The sequence below is a fragment of the Spartinivicinus marinus genome (assembly GCF_026309355.1).
In the GTDB taxonomy this organism is placed as follows: Bacteria; Pseudomonadota; Gammaproteobacteria; order Pseudomonadales; family Zooshikellaceae; genus Spartinivicinus; species Spartinivicinus marinus.
In genome coordinates this window covers 6118756-6136259 of record NZ_JAPJZK010000001.1, presented here as the reverse complement: position 1 = coordinate 6136259, position 17504 = coordinate 6118756, and the positions used below count along the sequence as shown (strand labels likewise).

The following is a 17504-nucleotide window of genomic DNA, read 5'->3' as shown; positions in this document are numbered from 1 at the left end:
TTGCTGGGGATTAGTTTGATAAGCTGGGGTACAACGGCATTAAACTATGCTTTGCTGGTTTTACCTGTTTAGTCGGCTTTAATTGCTTGATTTGTTGTTTAAAGGCTGCACAGTCAAACGGTAGGGTTTGGTTGCCATATAACTGATTATCCAGCGCTTGCAAAAAGGTGCTGAGAGCAGGGGTCTGCCAGCATTCATCGGCTTTTTGTAAATTTTGGATTTGGGTATTATCCAGTGCTTGTTGGCTCCATTGAACAAACAGTCGTCTAATTTCGGTTAGATTTTTCTGGTCACAGCTATTCAGTAAACCATTAAACAGTTTTTGGGCTGAAGTATTTTCTATTTTTGATGGAGTAGAGCGTTTATTAACTGTTGCTGGTTGCCGCTGTCGCCACCATAGGCCAAGGGTAATTAGCCAAAGTACTGCAAATAATAATGTTAGCCATGGCCATACACCAGTAGATGATGGCGATGACTCGGTTAAATCTGCCTTTATTTGTGGTTGAGCGGCCACGACAGGCGGTGTGGGTGCAGTAGTTGGCACTGCAGGTGATGCAGGTTGGTCCTGGCTGGTTGTGACAGGGGCGATGGTAATTTGTTTAGCTGGTAAAACCGCTTCTTCCATTGTTTGGCTAGTGGTATTGAACCAACGATAACGAATTTCAGGTAATTTAATAGTACCTGCTTGGGTAGGTACCAACGCAATCGATTCTATTCGTTGGCCAATAATCCCCTGATCAGTAGCGATATCCTTGGTTTGTGATTTATCAGGATACAGTTTTACCCCATTTAATTCAGGGGTTGTTAGTGGTGGTAATTGTGCTGCCGTTAATCCCTCGGCTTTAATTTCGATGGTTCGAGTTACTGAATCTCCCACTTTTAGTTGGCTGGTATCCGTACTCCAGTTTTCAGTTAGCGTCAGTTTTTGGGCCGGTAGCCAATTGCCTTTAGCTGAGGCTGGCGGGGTTTTTACAGTTAATTTGATTTCTGGTGAATACTCTTCAACCGGTGTGCCTATCTGGCGAGGAAACATATTAAATGGTGAATTTCTTCGGCTTTGGGATGCAACGGTACTGGTAAATTTAAGGGCTGGAATTAATATTTCACCACTTTGTTGAGGAAAAATAGCATATTTTAGCTCAAATACTCCATAACGCTGGCCATTGATAATGGTTTCATAATTTTTGACATCCCCTAATTGCTGACTAATAACATTGGGAGTGGTCAAGGGCGTTATCCGGCTGTCGTCGTATAATGGAACAGAGTGATATATAAGGATAGTAAGCACTGCTTGTTCCTGAACAAAAACACTTTCTTTATCCAAGCTGGCTTCGATAAAAACAGGTGAAACATTTTTACCTGATGATTGCTGGTTTGATCCTGCTGGCTTCACATCTAAGGTAATAGGTTTGGTTTTTTCCCCTCGCAAGCTGATTGGGGGAATCACCACATAGCCACTTTGCTTGGGTCTTAGGGTAATAATCCAGTCAGTCCAGGACTGGGTTTTGCCATTCACCGATTGATATTGGCTGCGTTGACTACGTCCTAACACAGAGAATAATTCATGCAAAGGCGACAGGTCGGGTTCAGCACCAAACTCTTGTCTATCACTGCGAAGGGTAAGCTCAACCGTTTCATTTTGATTGATAATGGTTCTGTCCACAGAGGCGGTAAACTTTGCATGGCAGATTACTGACCAACCCATCAGTAACGTTGTCAGCCAGATTAACGCTGATCTTTTTCGAGTTACCATTTGATTTCACTATCCGATTGTTGCTGTTGAAATTGTTTTAAGCGCTGTTGATAGAGCAGTTTTCTTCTTAATAGACCACTGGGGTCATCAGGGATTCGCCTTAACCAGCCTTCTACCTGCTGTTGTTCCAAACTATTAGCATCACCTTCCACCAACTGCTGGGCTTGTTGTTGGGTATCCTGTTGCTCTGTCTCATCAGCTGATTGCTGGCTGAGTTGACTTGCTTTTTCTGACTGCTCGTCTAAGTCTTTTGCATCCTTTTCAGCGTCTTGGCTACTGGACTCTGTCACCTGGTCATCCTGATCTTGCTGACTGCCCTGAGTCGCTTGGTTATTTTGTGCCTGTTGGTTTTGCTGATCTTGGGGGTGTTCGCTAGATTGTGAATCCGACTGACTTTGATCTTGCTGGTTTTTACCTGGCTGGTCATTGTTTTGAGCACGGCTTTGCTGCTGGTTGTTGTCCTGTTGTTGACTATCCTGGTTAGACTGATTCTGGTCATTTTGATCTGGGCTGTTTTGATTCTGGCTTGATTGCTGTTGATTTTGTTGCTGCTGTTGTTGTTTTTTCAGATCTTCCAGAATTTTTTTGTTTTGTTGGGCTTTTTCAAAATCAGGGTTGAGCTTGAGGGCTTGTTCATAGGCATTAATGGCTTCATCCATTTTGCCAGCATAAGCGAACGCATTGCCTTGGTTGTAAAAGCCTTCAGCATTGCCTGTCTGGGCAAAGGACTGGGCTGCTTGCTCATATTGTTGGCTTTGGAATTGGCTGGTGCCTTTCCAGCTGGGGTCAGTAAATAACTCGGCGGCACTGGCCGTATCGCCATTGGCTAATGCCTTAGCTCCTTGTTGGTCACGGGTTTGCCAAAGATCTTGCCACCAACCAGCAGAAGCGGGTTCGGGGAGGGCAAGGGGCACTAACAACACGGCCATTAGCCAGCCCCGCCGGAATCCGGCTAATGCCAGTGGCACTACCAGTAGTAGTAGCCAATAGCCTTGGTCATGCCACTCATCGAAGGTTTGTTCCACCTCCATGGTGTCAGCCAAGTCATCGGTTTCAGGTAATAAACGCTCGATATCCTGGTCAGTTAAGGTGATATCACTGTAGCGACCACCAAACTGCTGGGCTAGATTCGCCAGTTGGCTCCGGTTCAGTTTAGCGATAACAATGGCACCCCGCTGGTCTTTTAATAACGTATTATTCACGCGAATGGGAGCACCTTCTTTGGTGCCGATTCCCAAAATAGACAGCTGATAGGGGGTGTTTTTCAGTTGTTGCTTAATGGTTTGCAGGGTTTCTTTTTCTATGCCATCGGTCATTAACAGAATATCGCCACCACCAGCTTCACTGTTATTGAGCAGCTCAAGCGCCTGGTTAATACCTCGATCGGCACGGCTACCAGTCACTGGCATAATTTCTGGGCTGAGGGCTTTCACTAAGTTAGCAATGGTTTGGCCATCATCTGTTAAAGGAGCAATGGTGTAAGCTTCTCCCGCATAAGCGACCAAGCCGGTTAAGCCTTCCTGCCGTTGTTTCAGTAAGTCGCGTAATTTACGTTTAGCACGGGTTAGTCGGTTGGGTTTTAAATCATCAGCATAAAGTGACAGCGACATATCTAGCACAATCACTAGGGGTTGGGCTGATTTCTGGACGGGTAAGGTGACTTTTTGCCAGCTGGGGCCTGCCAATGCCAAGGTGGCTAGTAACCATGCCAGCAGCAATAAGGCTAATGGCCAGCGCTTAATGGCAGAGCCGGATTCAACCATTAAATGTTTCAGCAAGTGGGTGGGAATCACCTGTTCCCACAGCCCTTGCTTCGGTTGGTAATACCAAAGCCCCCAAACCAGTAGGCAGCCTGGAATTAGAAGTAACAGCCAGAAGGGGCGAATAAAGTGAAAGTCAGCAAGCTCCATCATTAACACCTTCATTTATTGCCGAGTAAATTTGCCACATCAGCATGAGCTTGTTGTTTTGCTGAAGTGGCTGTCAAACGATTGGAAAGACTGGGCCAGAGACGACTGAGGGCCAGACTAAAACTAAGCAACAGCGCAGTTGCCAAAGGCCAGTGGTAATAGCTTTTGCTAGGGCGAAAGGTTTGATCCTGCTGGGAAACCGGCTCTAGTTCATCTAGTAGCGCATAGATTTTATTGAGCTCTTCGCTGTTTCTGGCTCGAAAATACTGGCCTTGGGTTTTAGCCGCCATGGCTTTAAGGGTTTTTTCATCCAAGTCGATGGAAGGATTCACCCGTCTTGCCCCAAAGCTGGTGCCAAAAACACCAGGTAAGATCATTTCATCAGCACCCACGCCAATGGTGTAAATTTTAATACCTTCTTTGGCTGCTAGCTCAGCTGCTTGAATGGGGGTGACTTCACCAGCGGTATTGGCTCCATCGGTTAGTAAAATCAATACTCGGCTATCTGTTGGGCGTTTACGTAATTGCTTAACGCCTAATCCCACTGCATCGCCGATAGCGGTATTTTTACCTGCCATACCAATTAATGCCTCATCAAGCAGGGTGGTGACTGTGTTTAAGTCATAGGTCATGGGGGCTTGTAAATAGGCTTGGCTACCAAACAGAATCAGCCCCAGTCGATCCCCTTTGCGGCGGGCGATGAAATCTTGTAACACACCTTTGACTACTGTGAGTCGGTCAACCTGCTTACCTTTCAGCTTTAAATCTTGATGTTCCATACTGCCGGACAAGTCCACAGCTAACATGAGTTCCCGGCTACTGGTAGGTAAGGAAATAGGCTTACCCACCCAACGGGGTTGGGCCAGTGCAGTTAACAGTAATAACCAGATTAAGATAACCAACAGTTGTTGTAGCCAGTTAGTTTGGGGGTTTTGCTGGTGAGCATCAGTAGCACTAGCCAAACTTTGATAAAAAGGCACGCGAATCGCTGCCTGTTGCTGCTTGGCAGGCGGTGTTAGCCAATAAACGAAAGCGGGTAGGGGCACTAATAACAATACCCAGGGCCAGTTAAACTCAAACATGATGATTGATCCAACGATAAGTAAAGTCTTTGAGTTTGTCTGCTGCAATAGACGGCTGAGGTTGATATTGACCAATGCCAAAAAAACCATCGGGCAGTTGTACTGGGTGGTTGGGTTGATGACTGATTAAAAACCGGTGCCATAGATCACCGGTTAATCCGGCAACCCGGTTGCGACCATAGGCAGTCATTGCCACTTGTTTTAATAGCTGACTACAGGCAGTGACAAATGCCGTTAAGTTTTGTTGGTGTTGATAGTGTTGCCAATAATTATCCAACAACTGAAGGGCTTGTTTACGGTAGCGGCGTTGGATGGCACGTCGATACAGCCAGTAACTAATGCAACCGATAGCAAGGAAAATGAGACCGGCTAAAATCCACCAGCCCGGTGCTAAAGGCCACAGGCTAACAGGCTCGGGTTGTACAATGGGCGCCAACTGCTTTAATACGGCTTCCGGGATGGCTGATGGTTTATCCATGTCGCCTCCTGTGCCCAGCTAGCTTTTCAACTAACTGCGAAATTGCTGGCTGGGTCGTTGAAAGTTGCAATAAAGGCATCCGATAACGTTGGCACATGGTCTCTAATTGCTGCTGCTGGGTTTGCCACTGTTGTTGATAGCGTTGCCGACTAGGCGCATGACGGCTATTAACCGTTAACCGGTGCTGGCCATCCGTGACGGCATAAACGCCGGGTTTGGGTAGTTGCGCTTCTAGTGGATCAGTAATATTGACAATAAATACATCGTTATGTTGAGACAGTTTATAAAGGTGCTGTTCTGCCAACGGGGGTAATTGATAAAAATTGCCCACTAAAATTACCGCACTACCGGGTTTAACCAATTGGCGGCTATGAGCTAAGGCATGACAAAAATAGTCTGAAGAGGGCAGGTTGGCTGTTTGTTGCCAGGATAACGCTTGATTCATTTCTGCTATCCAATGCAACAGTTGCAGGACGGACTTTTTACTGCGCCTGGGTTTTATTTCGTGATGTTGCTGCTGATGGTTAAAGACTAAACCACCGACCCGATCACCATGTTGCAAAGAGGCCCAGGCGAAGGCTGCGGCTGCTTGAGCTGCCGTAACAGACTTAAAATCCTGACGACTGCCAAAAAAGAGTGGCAGACTTTGCTCCACCAGTAAAAAAACGGGGCGCTCTCGTTCTTCTTGAAATAATTTGGTGTGAGGTACCTGGGTGCGGGCAGTGACTCGCCAGTCGATGGTGCGAACATCATCACCTGGCTGATAAACCCGCACTTCAGCAAAGTCGACCCCGCGGCCTTTGAGTTTGGATTGGTATTGGCCTGCCAGACTGCTCCGTACTTTATTGGGGTTATACAGCTGGATATCTTTTGCTGCCAGCCGCAACTGAATTAATTCCTTAATAGATGTATAAGCACCACTCATAATCCTTTAGCCCACCATTAGCTGACTGGTACTACTTGAATTAGGCGGTCAATCACTTGATCAGCATTAACCCCTTCGGCTTCGGCTTCAAAGGTCAGGATTAAACGGTGACGGAATACATCATGAGCAATAGCTTGAACATCATCGGGTGTCACAAAGTCACGACCTTGTAACCAAGCATAGGCACGGGCACAGCGATCCAAGGCTATGGTCCCTCTGGGGCTGGCGCCATATTCCAGCCAGCTGGCCAGTTGATCATCATAAGCTCGGGCATCACGGCTAGCTAACACCAGTTGGACAATATACTCTTCAACTGGCTCAGCCATGTGTAGCGCCAAAATAGCCTGGCGAGCGGTAAAGATATCCGCTTGTGTTACGGCTTGGGCTGGGGGCTTAGCTGCTTCAATGGCTTCACCACGGGCTAGCTGCAATATTTTTCGTTCAGCATCCGCAGTGGGATAGCTAATCATCACATGCATTAAAAAACGGTCCAATTGTGCTTCGGGCAAAGGGTAAGTACCTTCTTGCTCAATCGGGTTTTGGGTTGCCATTACCAAAAATAAATCAGGTAGGGGATAACTGGTTTTACCCACACTGACTTGTCGTTCTGCCATGGCCTCTAATAGAGCCGACTGTACTTTTGCGGGAGCACGGTTAATTTCATCCGCTAACACCAGGTTATTGAAAACCGGGCCTGGCTGAAATTCGAAACTGCCGTTTTCTGGGCGATAGATATCTGTGCCAGTGATATCAGCAGGCAACAAGTCAGGGGTAAATTGAATACGGTGAAACTCAGCTTCTAAACCATCAGACAAGGCTTTAATCGCTTTGGTCTTGGCTAGGCCGGGAGCGCCCTCGACTAATAAATGACCGTCGGCTAACAAGGCAATCAACAGTCGTTCAACTAACCGCTGCTGGCCAATAATCTGGCTAGATAAATACTCTTGTAGGGCAATAATTGCTTGTTTTGCTGTTGTCATATTCCTTCTCTACCACCATGCGTCAAGTGACGAACACTCTCTTTAATAAAAGGTTTAGTCAACAAGTAGGCTAATTAGTTTTATTTATCGCGCAAGGATAAAGAGAATTTTCTGATTTGCAACTTTCTGTTTTGTTGCCTTCTGTTTTCCTGCTCCCTGTTTTTACTACCTGCTCCCTGTTTTACTAATAGGGGAAAGCCATGGAGGTATACTTTCAGTTAACCAATAAACAAGCTGAGGATTTATACCAAAATACACCATCAGGATGAGTTGATTAAAAACTGTATGAATTTTGGCTGGATGAATAAACTTTATTCATCTTGGTTTTTGGGTAAGCAATTCCTATCGCTAGGCTGTTAGACTTATTCGGAAAATACGACTTAAGTTGCTTGCTGACGTTTATCTATAATCCGTCAGTTTATTTACAGCCTATTTGCAAGTGCATAATAAGTGCTCAGCTGGCCTGGGTTGATGAAGTCATGGCTAAGCTCTTGGTCTACGCTTGTAAAGTGTGTGGGTCAGACTGGGCAATACTGCGGAGTTTAAGGTATGGGCTATATTTCAGCCGACAACAAAACTGATTATTTAAAAAAACTAGTGGCCGACGTGGTAACCCATGTGCCGGCCAATCAGGTAGATGCAGTCACAGCATTTACGTACCAGTTCTTTTCAATTGCTGGATTTGAAGATTTATTAAAGTTTCGTAAAAGTGATATTGTCGGCAGCACACTGTCATTTTGGAAATTTATCCAACAGCACAACCCTGAGCAGCCCAAAATTACCATTATTAACCCCGACTATGAGCATTTTGGCTGGCACTCTACTCATACGGTTATACAAATCATTCATCAAGATTTGCCTTTTTTGGTGGATTCTATCCGAATGCGTCTGAATCAGCGTGGTACGACCATTCATTACCTGCAAAATACCGTACTTAACTCTGTACGTGATGATAGCTTTAAGCTGATTCTGCAGTCGGACCAGCAGGGCTCAACAGCTAAAGAAGCGGTTATGTATTTGGAAATTGACCGGCTTGAGCATCAACGCGAGCTAGAGGAGTTAACTGACGAGCTGAATGGGGTGCTCTCTGATGTCAGGCTAGCGGTGGCTGATCATCATGCAATCTGTGATAAAGTAGCTGCACTGACTGATCAATTGGCAAGCTCTCATCCTGCTGATCAAATAGAAGAAGAACAGGCCTTTTTAAGCTGGCTGTTAAGCAATAATTTCACTTTCCTTGGTTATGAGGAAATTGAAGTAAAAGGTAAGGGTAAAAGTAAAAAACCGGTTGCTATCACTAGCTCCGCACTGGGCTTGCTTAAGTCAAAGCGTGTAGCAGCACATATCGATTGTGACTTTTTATCGAATAAAGACATTATCAGTTTTTCTAAGTCGGGCTTACGTTCCAGTGTGCATCGGCCAGCTTACCCTGACTATATTGCAGTTAAACAATTTGATAAGGCCGGCGAGGTAGTGGGTGAAGCCCGTATTATGGGGTTATATACATCTCCTGTCTATTCTGAAAGCCCCAGGCTTATTCCTATTTTGCGACAAAAAGTCCAGGCGGTGATTGATCGTAGTGGTGTAGAGCCTTCCAGTCACCATGGCAAAGAATTAGCCCAGATTTTAGAAGTGTTTCCGCGGGAAGAGCTGTTTCAAATGCAGTTTGACCAGCTGTTTGAAACGGCTATGGGTATTTTACAAATTCAAGAAAGACGGCAGATTCGGGTATTTATTCGCCAGGATAAAAACTGCCTCTTTTACTCTTGCTTGGTTTATGTGCCAAGGGATGTCTACAGTACCCAATTGCGGATGAAAATGCAGGCTATTTTAGAGCAGCGTTTGGGTACGGTTGACTCTGAATTTACTACCTATTTTTCAGAATCTGTGCTGGCACGGGTGCATTTTACGCTTCGATTGAACCCTGAAAATGTGCTGGATTACAACCTGCAAACGATTACCAATGAAATTATCCAAGCGGCATACTCTTGGGAAGATGAGTTTAAAGATACCTTATTGGAAGCCAAAGGTGAGGTAGCAGGTAACCACTTGGCGAACCTGTATTGCAGTGGTTTTCAAGCAGGCTATCGGGAAACATTTTCACCAAGAACCGCTGTTGTGGATGTGGAGCACTGTGAGTCGTTGTCAGAGAGTCATCCACTCACCATGAGTTTCTATCAGTCGATTGATGATGTGGATAATCGGCTGCGTTTTAAGGTCTTTCATCAGCACCAGCCATTGCCATTATCTGACTTGATACCGATTATTGAAAACCTGGGCTTGCGAGTGATTGGAGAGTATCCTTACACCGTTCGTAAGTCGACAGGTGAGTCAATCTGGATTCATGATTTCACCTTGCTCTACGGCAAGCACCAGCCAATTAATGTACAACAGGTGAATACTATTTTTCAGGATGCCTTCCAGCATATCTGGTTTGGTCAGGCTGAAAATGATGGTTTTAACCGGCTGATTCTGGGTGCACAATTAAGCTGGCGACAAGTGTCGGTATTAAGAGCCTATGCACGTTATTTAAAACAAATTCGGTTTGGTTTAAGCCAACCCTATATCGAACAGACCCTAACTGAAAATATAGAAATTGCTAGGCTATTGGTTGAATTGTTTGAAGTTCGCTTTAACCCTGAATTGCCATTGGGCAATGGGCAGCGTAAAGAACATCAGCAAGCCCTGGAGCATAGCATTTATGCTGCCCTCGATCAGGTCAGTGTGCTTAACCAGGACCGAACCATTCGTCGCTATGTGGATGTTATTAATGCCACTTTACGAACTAACTTTTTCCAGCCTGACGCTCATGGCCAATTAAAAGATTATATTTCACTTAAATTTTCACCTACTCAAATTCCACAAATTCCACTGCCTTGCCCCATGTTTGAAATATTTGTGTATTCACCTCGGGTGGAAGGGGTGCATTTACGGGGTGGTAAGGTTGCCCGTGGTGGTTTGCGTTGGTCTGATCGGTTAGAAGATTTCCGTACGGAAGTATTAGGCCTGGTCAAAGCCCAGCAGGTGAAAAATGCGGTGATTGTGCCAGTAGGCGCTAAAGGTGGCTTTGCCCCTAAACGACTACCGACGGATAGTCGAGAAGCCATGTGGGAGGAAGGGATCGCCTGCTACAAAACCTTTATTCGTGCGTTACTGGATGTGACGGATAATTTACAGGAAGGTAAGGTGATTCCACCTCAATCGGTAGTACGTTATGACGGAGATGACCCTTATTTGGTGGTGGCGGCTGATAAAGGCACAGCCACCTTCTCTGATATTGCTAACCAGCTGGCAGATGAATACGGCTTCTGGTTAGGTGATGCTTTTGCGTCTGGTGGCAGTGTGGGCTATGACCATAAGAAAATGGGAATTACCGCGCGTGGTGCCTGGGTGTCTGTACAACGGCACTTCCGGGAAAAAGGCATTGATATCCAAAAAGATACCATATCTGTCGTGGGTATTGGAGATATGGCAGGTGATGTGTTTGGTAATGGTATGCTGCTGTCAGAAAGCCTGGCGGTAGTGGCTGCCTTTAACCACATGCATATTTTTATTGATCCCAACCCATTAATTTCACAATCATTTAAAGAGCGGCAGCGGCTGTTTAATTTACCTCGCTCCAGCTGGATGGATTACGATCAGTCATTAATTTCTGCTGGGGGGGGCGTTTTCTCTCGAGATGCCAAATCAATTACGATTACACCTGAAATGAAGGAGCGGTTTGCGATTGATGCCGATCAATTACCTCCCAGTGAGCTGATTACTGCCCTGTTAAAATCGCCCGTTGATTTAATTTGGAATGGGGGTATTGGTACTTATGTGAAAGCAGCTACTGAATCTCATGCGGATGTAGGCGATCGGGCTAATGATTCATTACGGATCAATGGTAAAGAATTACGTTGCCAAGTCGTCGGTGAAGGCGGCAACTTAGGCCTTACTCAGCTAGGTCGAGTTGAATATTGCTTAAATCAGGGCGCTTCCAATACTGACTTTATTGATAATGCCGGAGGTGTCGATTGCTCGGACCATGAAGTCAACATTAAGATCTTGTTGAATGAAGTGGTAAGCAATGGCGATATGACCCTTAAGCAACGTAACCAGCTGCTTGAGGCGATGACTGATGATGTTGCTGACCTGGTGCTAATGAATAATTACCGACAGGTGCAGGCTATTTCTCTAGCTCAGCAAGAAGCCACCCAGGTCATGGATGAAAGTAAACGCTTTATTCACTACCTGGAAGCACAGGGCAAACTAAACCGCGCTATTGAATTTTTACCTGATGATGAAGGGTTGGCAGAACGGGTGGCGAACAACCAAGGGCTTACCCGGCCAGAGCTGTCATTATTGATTTCTTACAGTAAAGCAGACCTGAAAGAAGCCTTGCTGGCTTCCGATGTGCTGGCTGATGCTTATTTGGCTAGGGAAGTAAATACAGCATTTCCACCGGTATTGGTAGAAAAATTTGGTCAAGCGATTGAAAGTCATCGACTCAGAAAAGAAATTGCGGCTACCCAAATTGCCAATAATTTAATTAATATGATGGGCATTACCTTTGTTCATCGTTTGCAATTATCAACAGGGGCAGAGCCGGCAGATATTGCTAAAGCCTTTGTGGTCGCTAGAGACATTTTTGCAATTAATGATTACTGGCAGCAAATTGAATCATTAGATCATAAAGTACCTTCTAGTATTCAGCAGGAAATGATGGCTGATTTAATTCGACTGACCCGTCGAGCGACACGCTGGTTAATTCGCATGAAGCGTAAAGAGCTTAATGCGGAAGAGTGTGTTGCGCATTATGGTCAGCAAATTCGTGAGTTTAGTCAGTTACTGCCTGATTTATTGGGCGATGAAATGCGTCAGGTATGGCAGGCTAAAACTCAGGAATTAGTCGAAAAAGGTGTACCCGAAGACTTAGCTGGTTTTGTCAGTGGCTATAAATATCTGTCTTATGGTTTATCAATCGTGAAAGCGGCAGATCAAACTGGGCAGCCATTAACCAAGGTAGCGCAAACTTATTTTGCGATTGGCGAGCGTTTGCATTTACACTGGTTTGCGCAAGAGCTGGGTAACTTGGAAGTGTTTAACCATTGGCAATCCATGGCCAGAGAAAGTATTCGAGATGAACTTACCTGGCAGCAGCGGGCATTAACAGTAGCGGTATTAAATATGGAAACGGCTGTTGAAAATATCGCTGAACGGATTGAGCAGTGGATTAATCAGCACCAGATATTGGTCGGGCGTTGGGATGCCATGCTGGCAGATCTACGTGGCCAAACCAACTGTGAGCTAGCGATGTTTACCGTTGCAAACCGAGAGTTAATGGATTTAGCCCAGAGCGGCTCACGGTAGTATTTAACACTAGATAGTTTTGTGCTCCCTCTCCCTCTGGGAGAGGGTGTTGAGAATAACGCTAGTGTCCGATATGGAGTAAAAGGGGATTCTTCGCCGCTCTTGAAAGACCATCCCTGGTCTATCAAGAGCTAAAAAGGCATCCTTGCCTTAGCTACAAAACACCCTGTTACTCCATATCCGCTAACTTTTACGATAACCTCTAATGGAGGAGAGGTAAAAAAACACCAAACATGCCCACCATTACTGTTGAATTAATGATTCCAGCAGACGAATTTCTAGCCTTATATCGCGGCACAGCTCGCGATGTAGTGGCGACCTCCATTGACGGTCGAACAGTTCGATTCCCAGCCAAAGTCTTACAGCCCTTTGTCACTCAAGCAGGTATTCATGGCCGCTTTAGTATTGAGTTTGACCAACACTTTAAGTTTAAAAAAATAACTCAGTTGTCGTAACCTAATCTTTTTGTAAAAAGACAGCGACGGGTAAGATTTGTTACTATAGCTCCCGACAGAAGCCTTGTTTTAGGTTAGTCTGTTTATTAAGCAGTTGTTTTATTGGGGATGTTAAGGGCGGTAGCGCTCCGTTCATATTAAACTAACTGTTCAATATTTCAACTCTTGATGCTTTTGTTTTTATTATTAGTTAACTGGAAAAAGAATGAAACACATAAATAAGTTGATTGTTGTTGGTTTGTTATCACTTTCTAGCAATGTGTTTGCAATACCTACAAGTGATAAACTAATTGATCAAATAGGTATTCAAGGTTTGTCACCAGATGAAATTGTCATTACTAACTTGGCTGGTTGGGGTGCTGCAGGATGTGAAAAAGCAAGACATGTCATTTTAGGTGCATCTGTTAATAATCGACAAGAAATGCTTTCTGTAGCGTTGGCTGCAAAAATGGCCCAAAAAGTTGTTCGCTTCTATGGTAATTGTGATACCTCAAATGGGGATGATCGATTTAATGCCACTTACATTATAGTTAAGTGAATTACGAATAGGTACAACTATACGCAACACGAATGATGTCTAGGCTCATCGGGCCTCGTCATTTGATGGCCGCACCTAAAAACCATTCGTATTGGGTATAAATAGGGTGTTATTGAAAATTATCTTAAATAAATCTGGAAGTTAAGCATTTTAAATTCTACTAACTGAATAAAAGCAGGTAAAAAATCAGAGTGTAATTGTTTAGTCACGCAATTTGACCAAGAAAATTAAGTTGTAACAGCAGTCCCAACCTTTGGGGAAACCTACAACTTGCTTTGGTTTCCCTAGGTTGCGGTGTTAAAAAAGAGCGTGTAGAAACTTGAAAATTAGAAGCACAGAAGAATTAGCAAACTATGTAAATCGTGGTAATAAAGTGAAGTACATATTTTTTTGGGGGCATCAAAAACATAAAGATGCTGTCTCAAAATCATGCTTTAGCCAGTGGTATGACTCGCCTTTCGAAAAAGAAGGCAACTATTTTCTAACAGCTGAGCACTACATGATGTATCGCAAGGCGCTGTTGTTTAATGACGCTAAGGCCGCAGAAATACTGTTAGCTGCTAGTAATCCAGGAGAAGCTAAAGCAATAGGGCGTGAAGTTAAAGGTTTTGAGCAATCACTGTGGGATGCCCATCGGTTTGAAATAGTTGTATCTGGTAACTTGGCAAAATTTAGTAGTAACAGCGATCTTAAAGAATTCTTGCTCAACACAGGTAAACGAGTGCTCGTAGAAGCTAGCCCAGTAGATAAAATATGGGGTATAGGGTTGGCGGAAGAAAATCCAGCTTGTAAAAACCCTAACTTATGGAAAGGGCTTAATTTATTGGGATTTGCGTTAATGGAGGTTCGAGATCAACTGTTGATAAAATGAATTGTAGCTAATAAACCGTAAGTAAAGTTTGTGCTGTTATGGAGTAATATGGAAAACATATTTATTGAAGAAAAGGCTGTTAGTCTTAAAGGTAAGGAATTATTAGAGGTAAAGAAAGCGTTGGTAAGTTCCTTATCTGACTTTCTTTCTATTGAGTTTGAAATTATTAACTCTAAGGATGTTTGCTCTATACATAGTACGGCAATAATGACTAATCAAGGAAGTTCAGCTTATGAACTAGCTTGGCAAGGATTTATCAGTACCACCAATTATAGATCGGATGGTAGACTAGAATATGGTGCTTTTTTATTAGTCACCTGAAAGGTTAAAACCACCGGCTTTTAGCCAGTCAGCTTTAGCTATGATACTCTGAGTCTACTTATATAATGCTGTAGGGGTATTGCGATGGACTATAGATATGGTAGCCATACAGTTTTCAAAATTCAGTATCATTTTGTATTTGTAACGAAATATCGTTATCAAGTGCTAAAAGGTGATGTTGGTTTAAAGGCTCGAGAGTTAATACGACAGACATGCCATACTTTTGAAATTGATATATTAAAGGGTGTCATTAGTAAGGATCATGTACATCTGCTAGTTTCAGCGCCACCCAATATGGCTCCTAGCGAAATAATGCGAAGAGTAAAAGGTCGAACGTCGGCAAAACTGTTTGAAAGCTATCCTGATTTAAGGAAAAGATACTGGGGTCGACATTTTTGGGCTAGAGGTTATTTTTGTGTGACTTCAGGAGATGTAACAGAAGAAATGATAAAAGAATATTTAGAACATCACTTTGAGCCGAGGATTGATGATAATTTTAGGACTGAAGACTGATAAAAAAAACGGGTCTTCGACCCGTATCCGGACTTTCAGTCCATATTACTAACCCACCTACTTTAGTAGGTGGTTGTTTAGTTCCTATTATCGGTAATACAAGAGTCAGTGCTTTGAGACTTGATAACCTGCAACAATAGTATGACTATGCTTATCGATATATACGGTTAAAAAATGATAGTAATTGGTATGATATAGGGTGGCAAGTTGATGAATTTGAAGAGTTTGAAAATTGGTATGTATAGCCAAAGCGAATGGTTTTTAGGGGCGGCCGTCGAGCGATGAGTTCCAGTAGCACTCTTTTATTAATTTAGGTTGCTACCGCAAGTCATACCGTAGCAGACTTGCCCCCATGAGTTTATGTTTTAATAAATGATTGGGGTGAAGAGAGACAACAACAAACCCTAAAAATCATTCGAGACGGGTATAGAGAGGTTACTTTGAACCTAGAACTTAAAATTCCCCCCTTGCTATTAATGATCATATTTGCAGTGTTGATGTATTTTGTTGATACGCTTTTTCCAAGTGCTGGTGTGGCTGGCCATTATCTAATGACGCTTGTATTAGCTATTACTGGTGTTATCTTTATTTTTGCTGGTGTATTACATTTCCTTCAAGCAAAAACCACGGTTAACCCGACTGCACCAGAAGAAAGTTCTAGTCTGGTTACTCATGGCATCTACAGCATTACCCGAAACCCGATGTATGTAGGGTTTGCAATACTGCTAATGGGGTGGTCTGTTTTGCTCTCTAATGTCTATTCACTATTATTAGTCTTCGGATTTATTTGCTATTTAAATCGGTATCAGATTAAGGCAGAAGAGCAGGCATTGGAAAACTTATTTGGTGAAAAATACCTTACATATAAAAAGAGGGTTAGTAGGTGGCTTTAGGCAATATTTTATTGTTTAAAACTGATTAAAGAATAGCTGTATTCTATTACCATAGAATGAGCTGATGACGCTTACACTGTATTTTAATAGACAGTATTATTATTTGACTAAGTTATGGCCTACCATATTCAATAAATATATCTAGTTAAAAAAAGTCTAAGACAGCCGATAAGGGATAATCCTATTATTGCTAGCACATCGTAAAAATTTTATCAACAAATATTTCATTTTTAGGCTTTAAAATACCGAGAATATGGATAATCCACAGTGTTATTTAGTTAAATTAAAAGTTACAATATATTGATTTTATTAAGAGTGTAGAGGTAACGAATGTACACAGATGAAGATCTTAATTATGCAATAGATAAGGGTATTTTTACTGAAGCTTCTGTCACTGCATTTCGAGAGCAGTTATCTAGATTAAGAAGTGGCCCTGCTGTTGATGAAGAAAACTTTAGGTTAGTAACTAGTTTTAATGACATATTTGTTGTAATCGCTTGTTCTTTATTGTTGTTCTCTTCATGGTGGGTGATACAAACAGTAAATGATACTCTCGGTATGCTGGTATTTACAGTGTTATCTTGGGGGCTAGCAGAGTTTTTTGTGCTTAAAAAAAGAATGGCATTACCTGCAATTTTATTACTGCTGTCATTTGTTCCTGGTATTTTTTTGTTTAGCGTTAGTGTATTGCCTTTATCAGATGGGGTTTCTTTTATGACTGCTGCTGGAATAACGGTGATAGCTACTTATATACATTGGCGGCGATTTAATGTACCTATTACGATTGCTACCGGAACTGCTGTGGCTGTTGGCTTTCTTGTAACAATGATTTTGGCAATTTTCCCTGGAATGAAAGAGTGGTACTTAAGTATATTTTTTGTTTTTGGTATTTTAGTTTTTGTTTATGCAATGTACTGGGACGCTTCTGATCGGTCTAGGACTTCTCGTCGTTCTGATGTTGCTTTTTGGCTTCACCTCTTATCTGCGCCACTTATTATTCATCCTGCTTTTTCAGGTTTAGGTATTTTGTCAGGTAGTGAGAGCTTAGTAAGCATGGCTATTGTTATATGCCTATATTTGTTATTAACATTTATTTCTATTGTTATTGATAGAAGAGCATTTATGGTTTCTTCTCTAATTTATGTGGTTTATGCATTATCAAGTTTACTAAAAACATATGGGATTGTTAGCTATAGCTTTGCATTTACTGGTGTTGTTATTGGTGCAGCCCTTTTGCTGTTATCTGCTTTTTGGCATCCAACTAGAGTTGTAGTGATTAGTTTTTTACCAAGCAGGCTGAAAAACTACTGTCCTGAAGTTAATGTAATTAATTAATAAATGTGAGCGCAGATAGTAAGGTTATACTCAGTATTTGTAGAGTATCAGTATTTGATAGTAAATTAATTAAATTCGTTTAGTTGTATATAAGTAGT

14 protein-coding genes are annotated in these 17504 nt (G+C 43.0%); 8 read left to right on the top strand and 6 right to left on the bottom strand.

Annotated elements, in window-relative coordinates; translation table 11 throughout:
• Positions 1-10 precede the first annotated feature (10 nt).
• From OQE68_RS27020 to OQE68_RS26995, 6 genes are read right to left on the bottom strand one after another with little or no spacing between them, the layout of a single operon-like run.
• The gene (locus OQE68_RS27020; RefSeq protein ID WP_180566925.1) at positions 11-1753 is read right to left on the bottom strand and encodes a BatD family protein; all 1743 of its coding nucleotides are present in this window, start codon (positions 1751-1753) and stop codon (positions 11-13) included.
• Positions 1747-3666, bottom strand: coding sequence for a VWA domain-containing protein (locus OQE68_RS27015; protein ID WP_266195840.1), 1920 nt, complete (start codon positions 3664-3666; stop codon positions 1747-1749). Before OQE68_RS27015 ends, OQE68_RS27020 begins: the two co-directional genes overlap by 7 nt.
• Before the next feature lie 8 nt (positions 3667-3674).
• Positions 3675-4745, bottom strand: coding sequence for a vWA domain-containing protein (locus OQE68_RS27010; RefSeq protein ID WP_180566927.1), 1071 nt, complete (start codon positions 4743-4745; stop codon positions 3675-3677).
• On the bottom strand, positions 4738-5223 hold the full coding sequence (locus OQE68_RS27005) for a DUF4381 domain-containing protein (protein WP_180566928.1): 486 nt from the start codon (positions 5221-5223) through the stop codon (positions 4738-4740). The genes OQE68_RS27010 and OQE68_RS27005 overlap by 8 nt, the downstream gene beginning before the upstream one ends.
• Positions 5216-6148: a DUF58 domain-containing protein gene (locus OQE68_RS27000; protein WP_180566929.1), complete on the bottom strand. Its 933-nt coding sequence runs from the start codon at positions 6146-6148 to the stop codon at positions 5216-5218. Before OQE68_RS27000 ends, OQE68_RS27005 begins: the two co-directional genes overlap by 8 nt.
• Positions 6149-6165: 17 nt before the next feature.
• On the bottom strand, positions 6166-7128 hold the full coding sequence (locus OQE68_RS26995) for an AAA family ATPase (RefSeq protein WP_180566930.1): 963 nt from the start codon (positions 7126-7128) through the stop codon (positions 6166-6168).
• Positions 7129-7677: 549 nt separating this feature from the next.
• Here OQE68_RS26995 and OQE68_RS26990 point away from each other — a divergent pair.
• The 8 genes from OQE68_RS26990 (at position 7678) to OQE68_RS26955 (ending at position 17406) form a co-directional block, all read left to right on the top strand.
• Positions 7678-12480: an NAD-glutamate dehydrogenase gene (locus tag OQE68_RS26990; protein WP_180566931.1), complete on the top strand. Its 4803-nt coding sequence runs from the start codon at positions 7678-7680 to the stop codon at positions 12478-12480.
• A 233-nt stretch (positions 12481-12713) separates the two neighbouring features.
• On the top strand, positions 12714-12935 hold the full coding sequence (locus OQE68_RS26985; RefSeq protein WP_180566932.1) for a DUF2835 domain-containing protein: 222 nt from the start codon (positions 12714-12716) through the stop codon (positions 12933-12935).
• 205 nt (positions 12936-13140) lie between these two features.
• A complete protein-coding gene (locus tag OQE68_RS26980; RefSeq protein ID WP_180566933.1) occupies positions 13141-13473 on the top strand; it encodes a hypothetical protein in 333 nt (110 codons plus the stop codon).
• 319 nt (positions 13474-13792) lie between these two features.
• Positions 13793-14344, top strand: coding sequence for a riboflavin biosynthesis intermediates N-glycosidase (gene ybiA, locus OQE68_RS26975; protein ID WP_219339913.1), 552 nt, complete (start codon positions 13793-13795; stop codon positions 14342-14344).
• Positions 14345-14392: 48 nt separating this feature from the next.
• Positions 14393-14665, top strand: a complete 273-nt coding sequence (locus OQE68_RS26970; protein ID WP_180566934.1) for a hypothetical protein — start codon at positions 14393-14395, stop codon at positions 14663-14665.
• Between the two features lie 84 nt (positions 14666-14749).
• The gene (gene tnpA, locus OQE68_RS26965) at positions 14750-15178 is read left to right on the top strand and encodes an IS200/IS605 family transposase (RefSeq protein WP_180572236.1); all 429 of its coding nucleotides are present in this window, start codon (positions 14750-14752) and stop codon (positions 15176-15178) included.
• A gap of 440 nt (positions 15179-15618) precedes the next feature.
• Positions 15619-16071: a methyltransferase family protein gene (locus OQE68_RS26960; protein WP_255490938.1), complete on the top strand. Its 453-nt coding sequence runs from the start codon at positions 15619-15621 to the stop codon at positions 16069-16071.
• Between the two features lie 330 nt (positions 16072-16401).
• A complete protein-coding gene (locus OQE68_RS26955) occupies positions 16402-17406 on the top strand; it encodes a hypothetical protein (protein ID WP_180569513.1) in 1005 nt (334 codons plus the stop codon).
• The last annotated feature ends 98 nt before the right edge of the window (positions 17407-17504 follow it).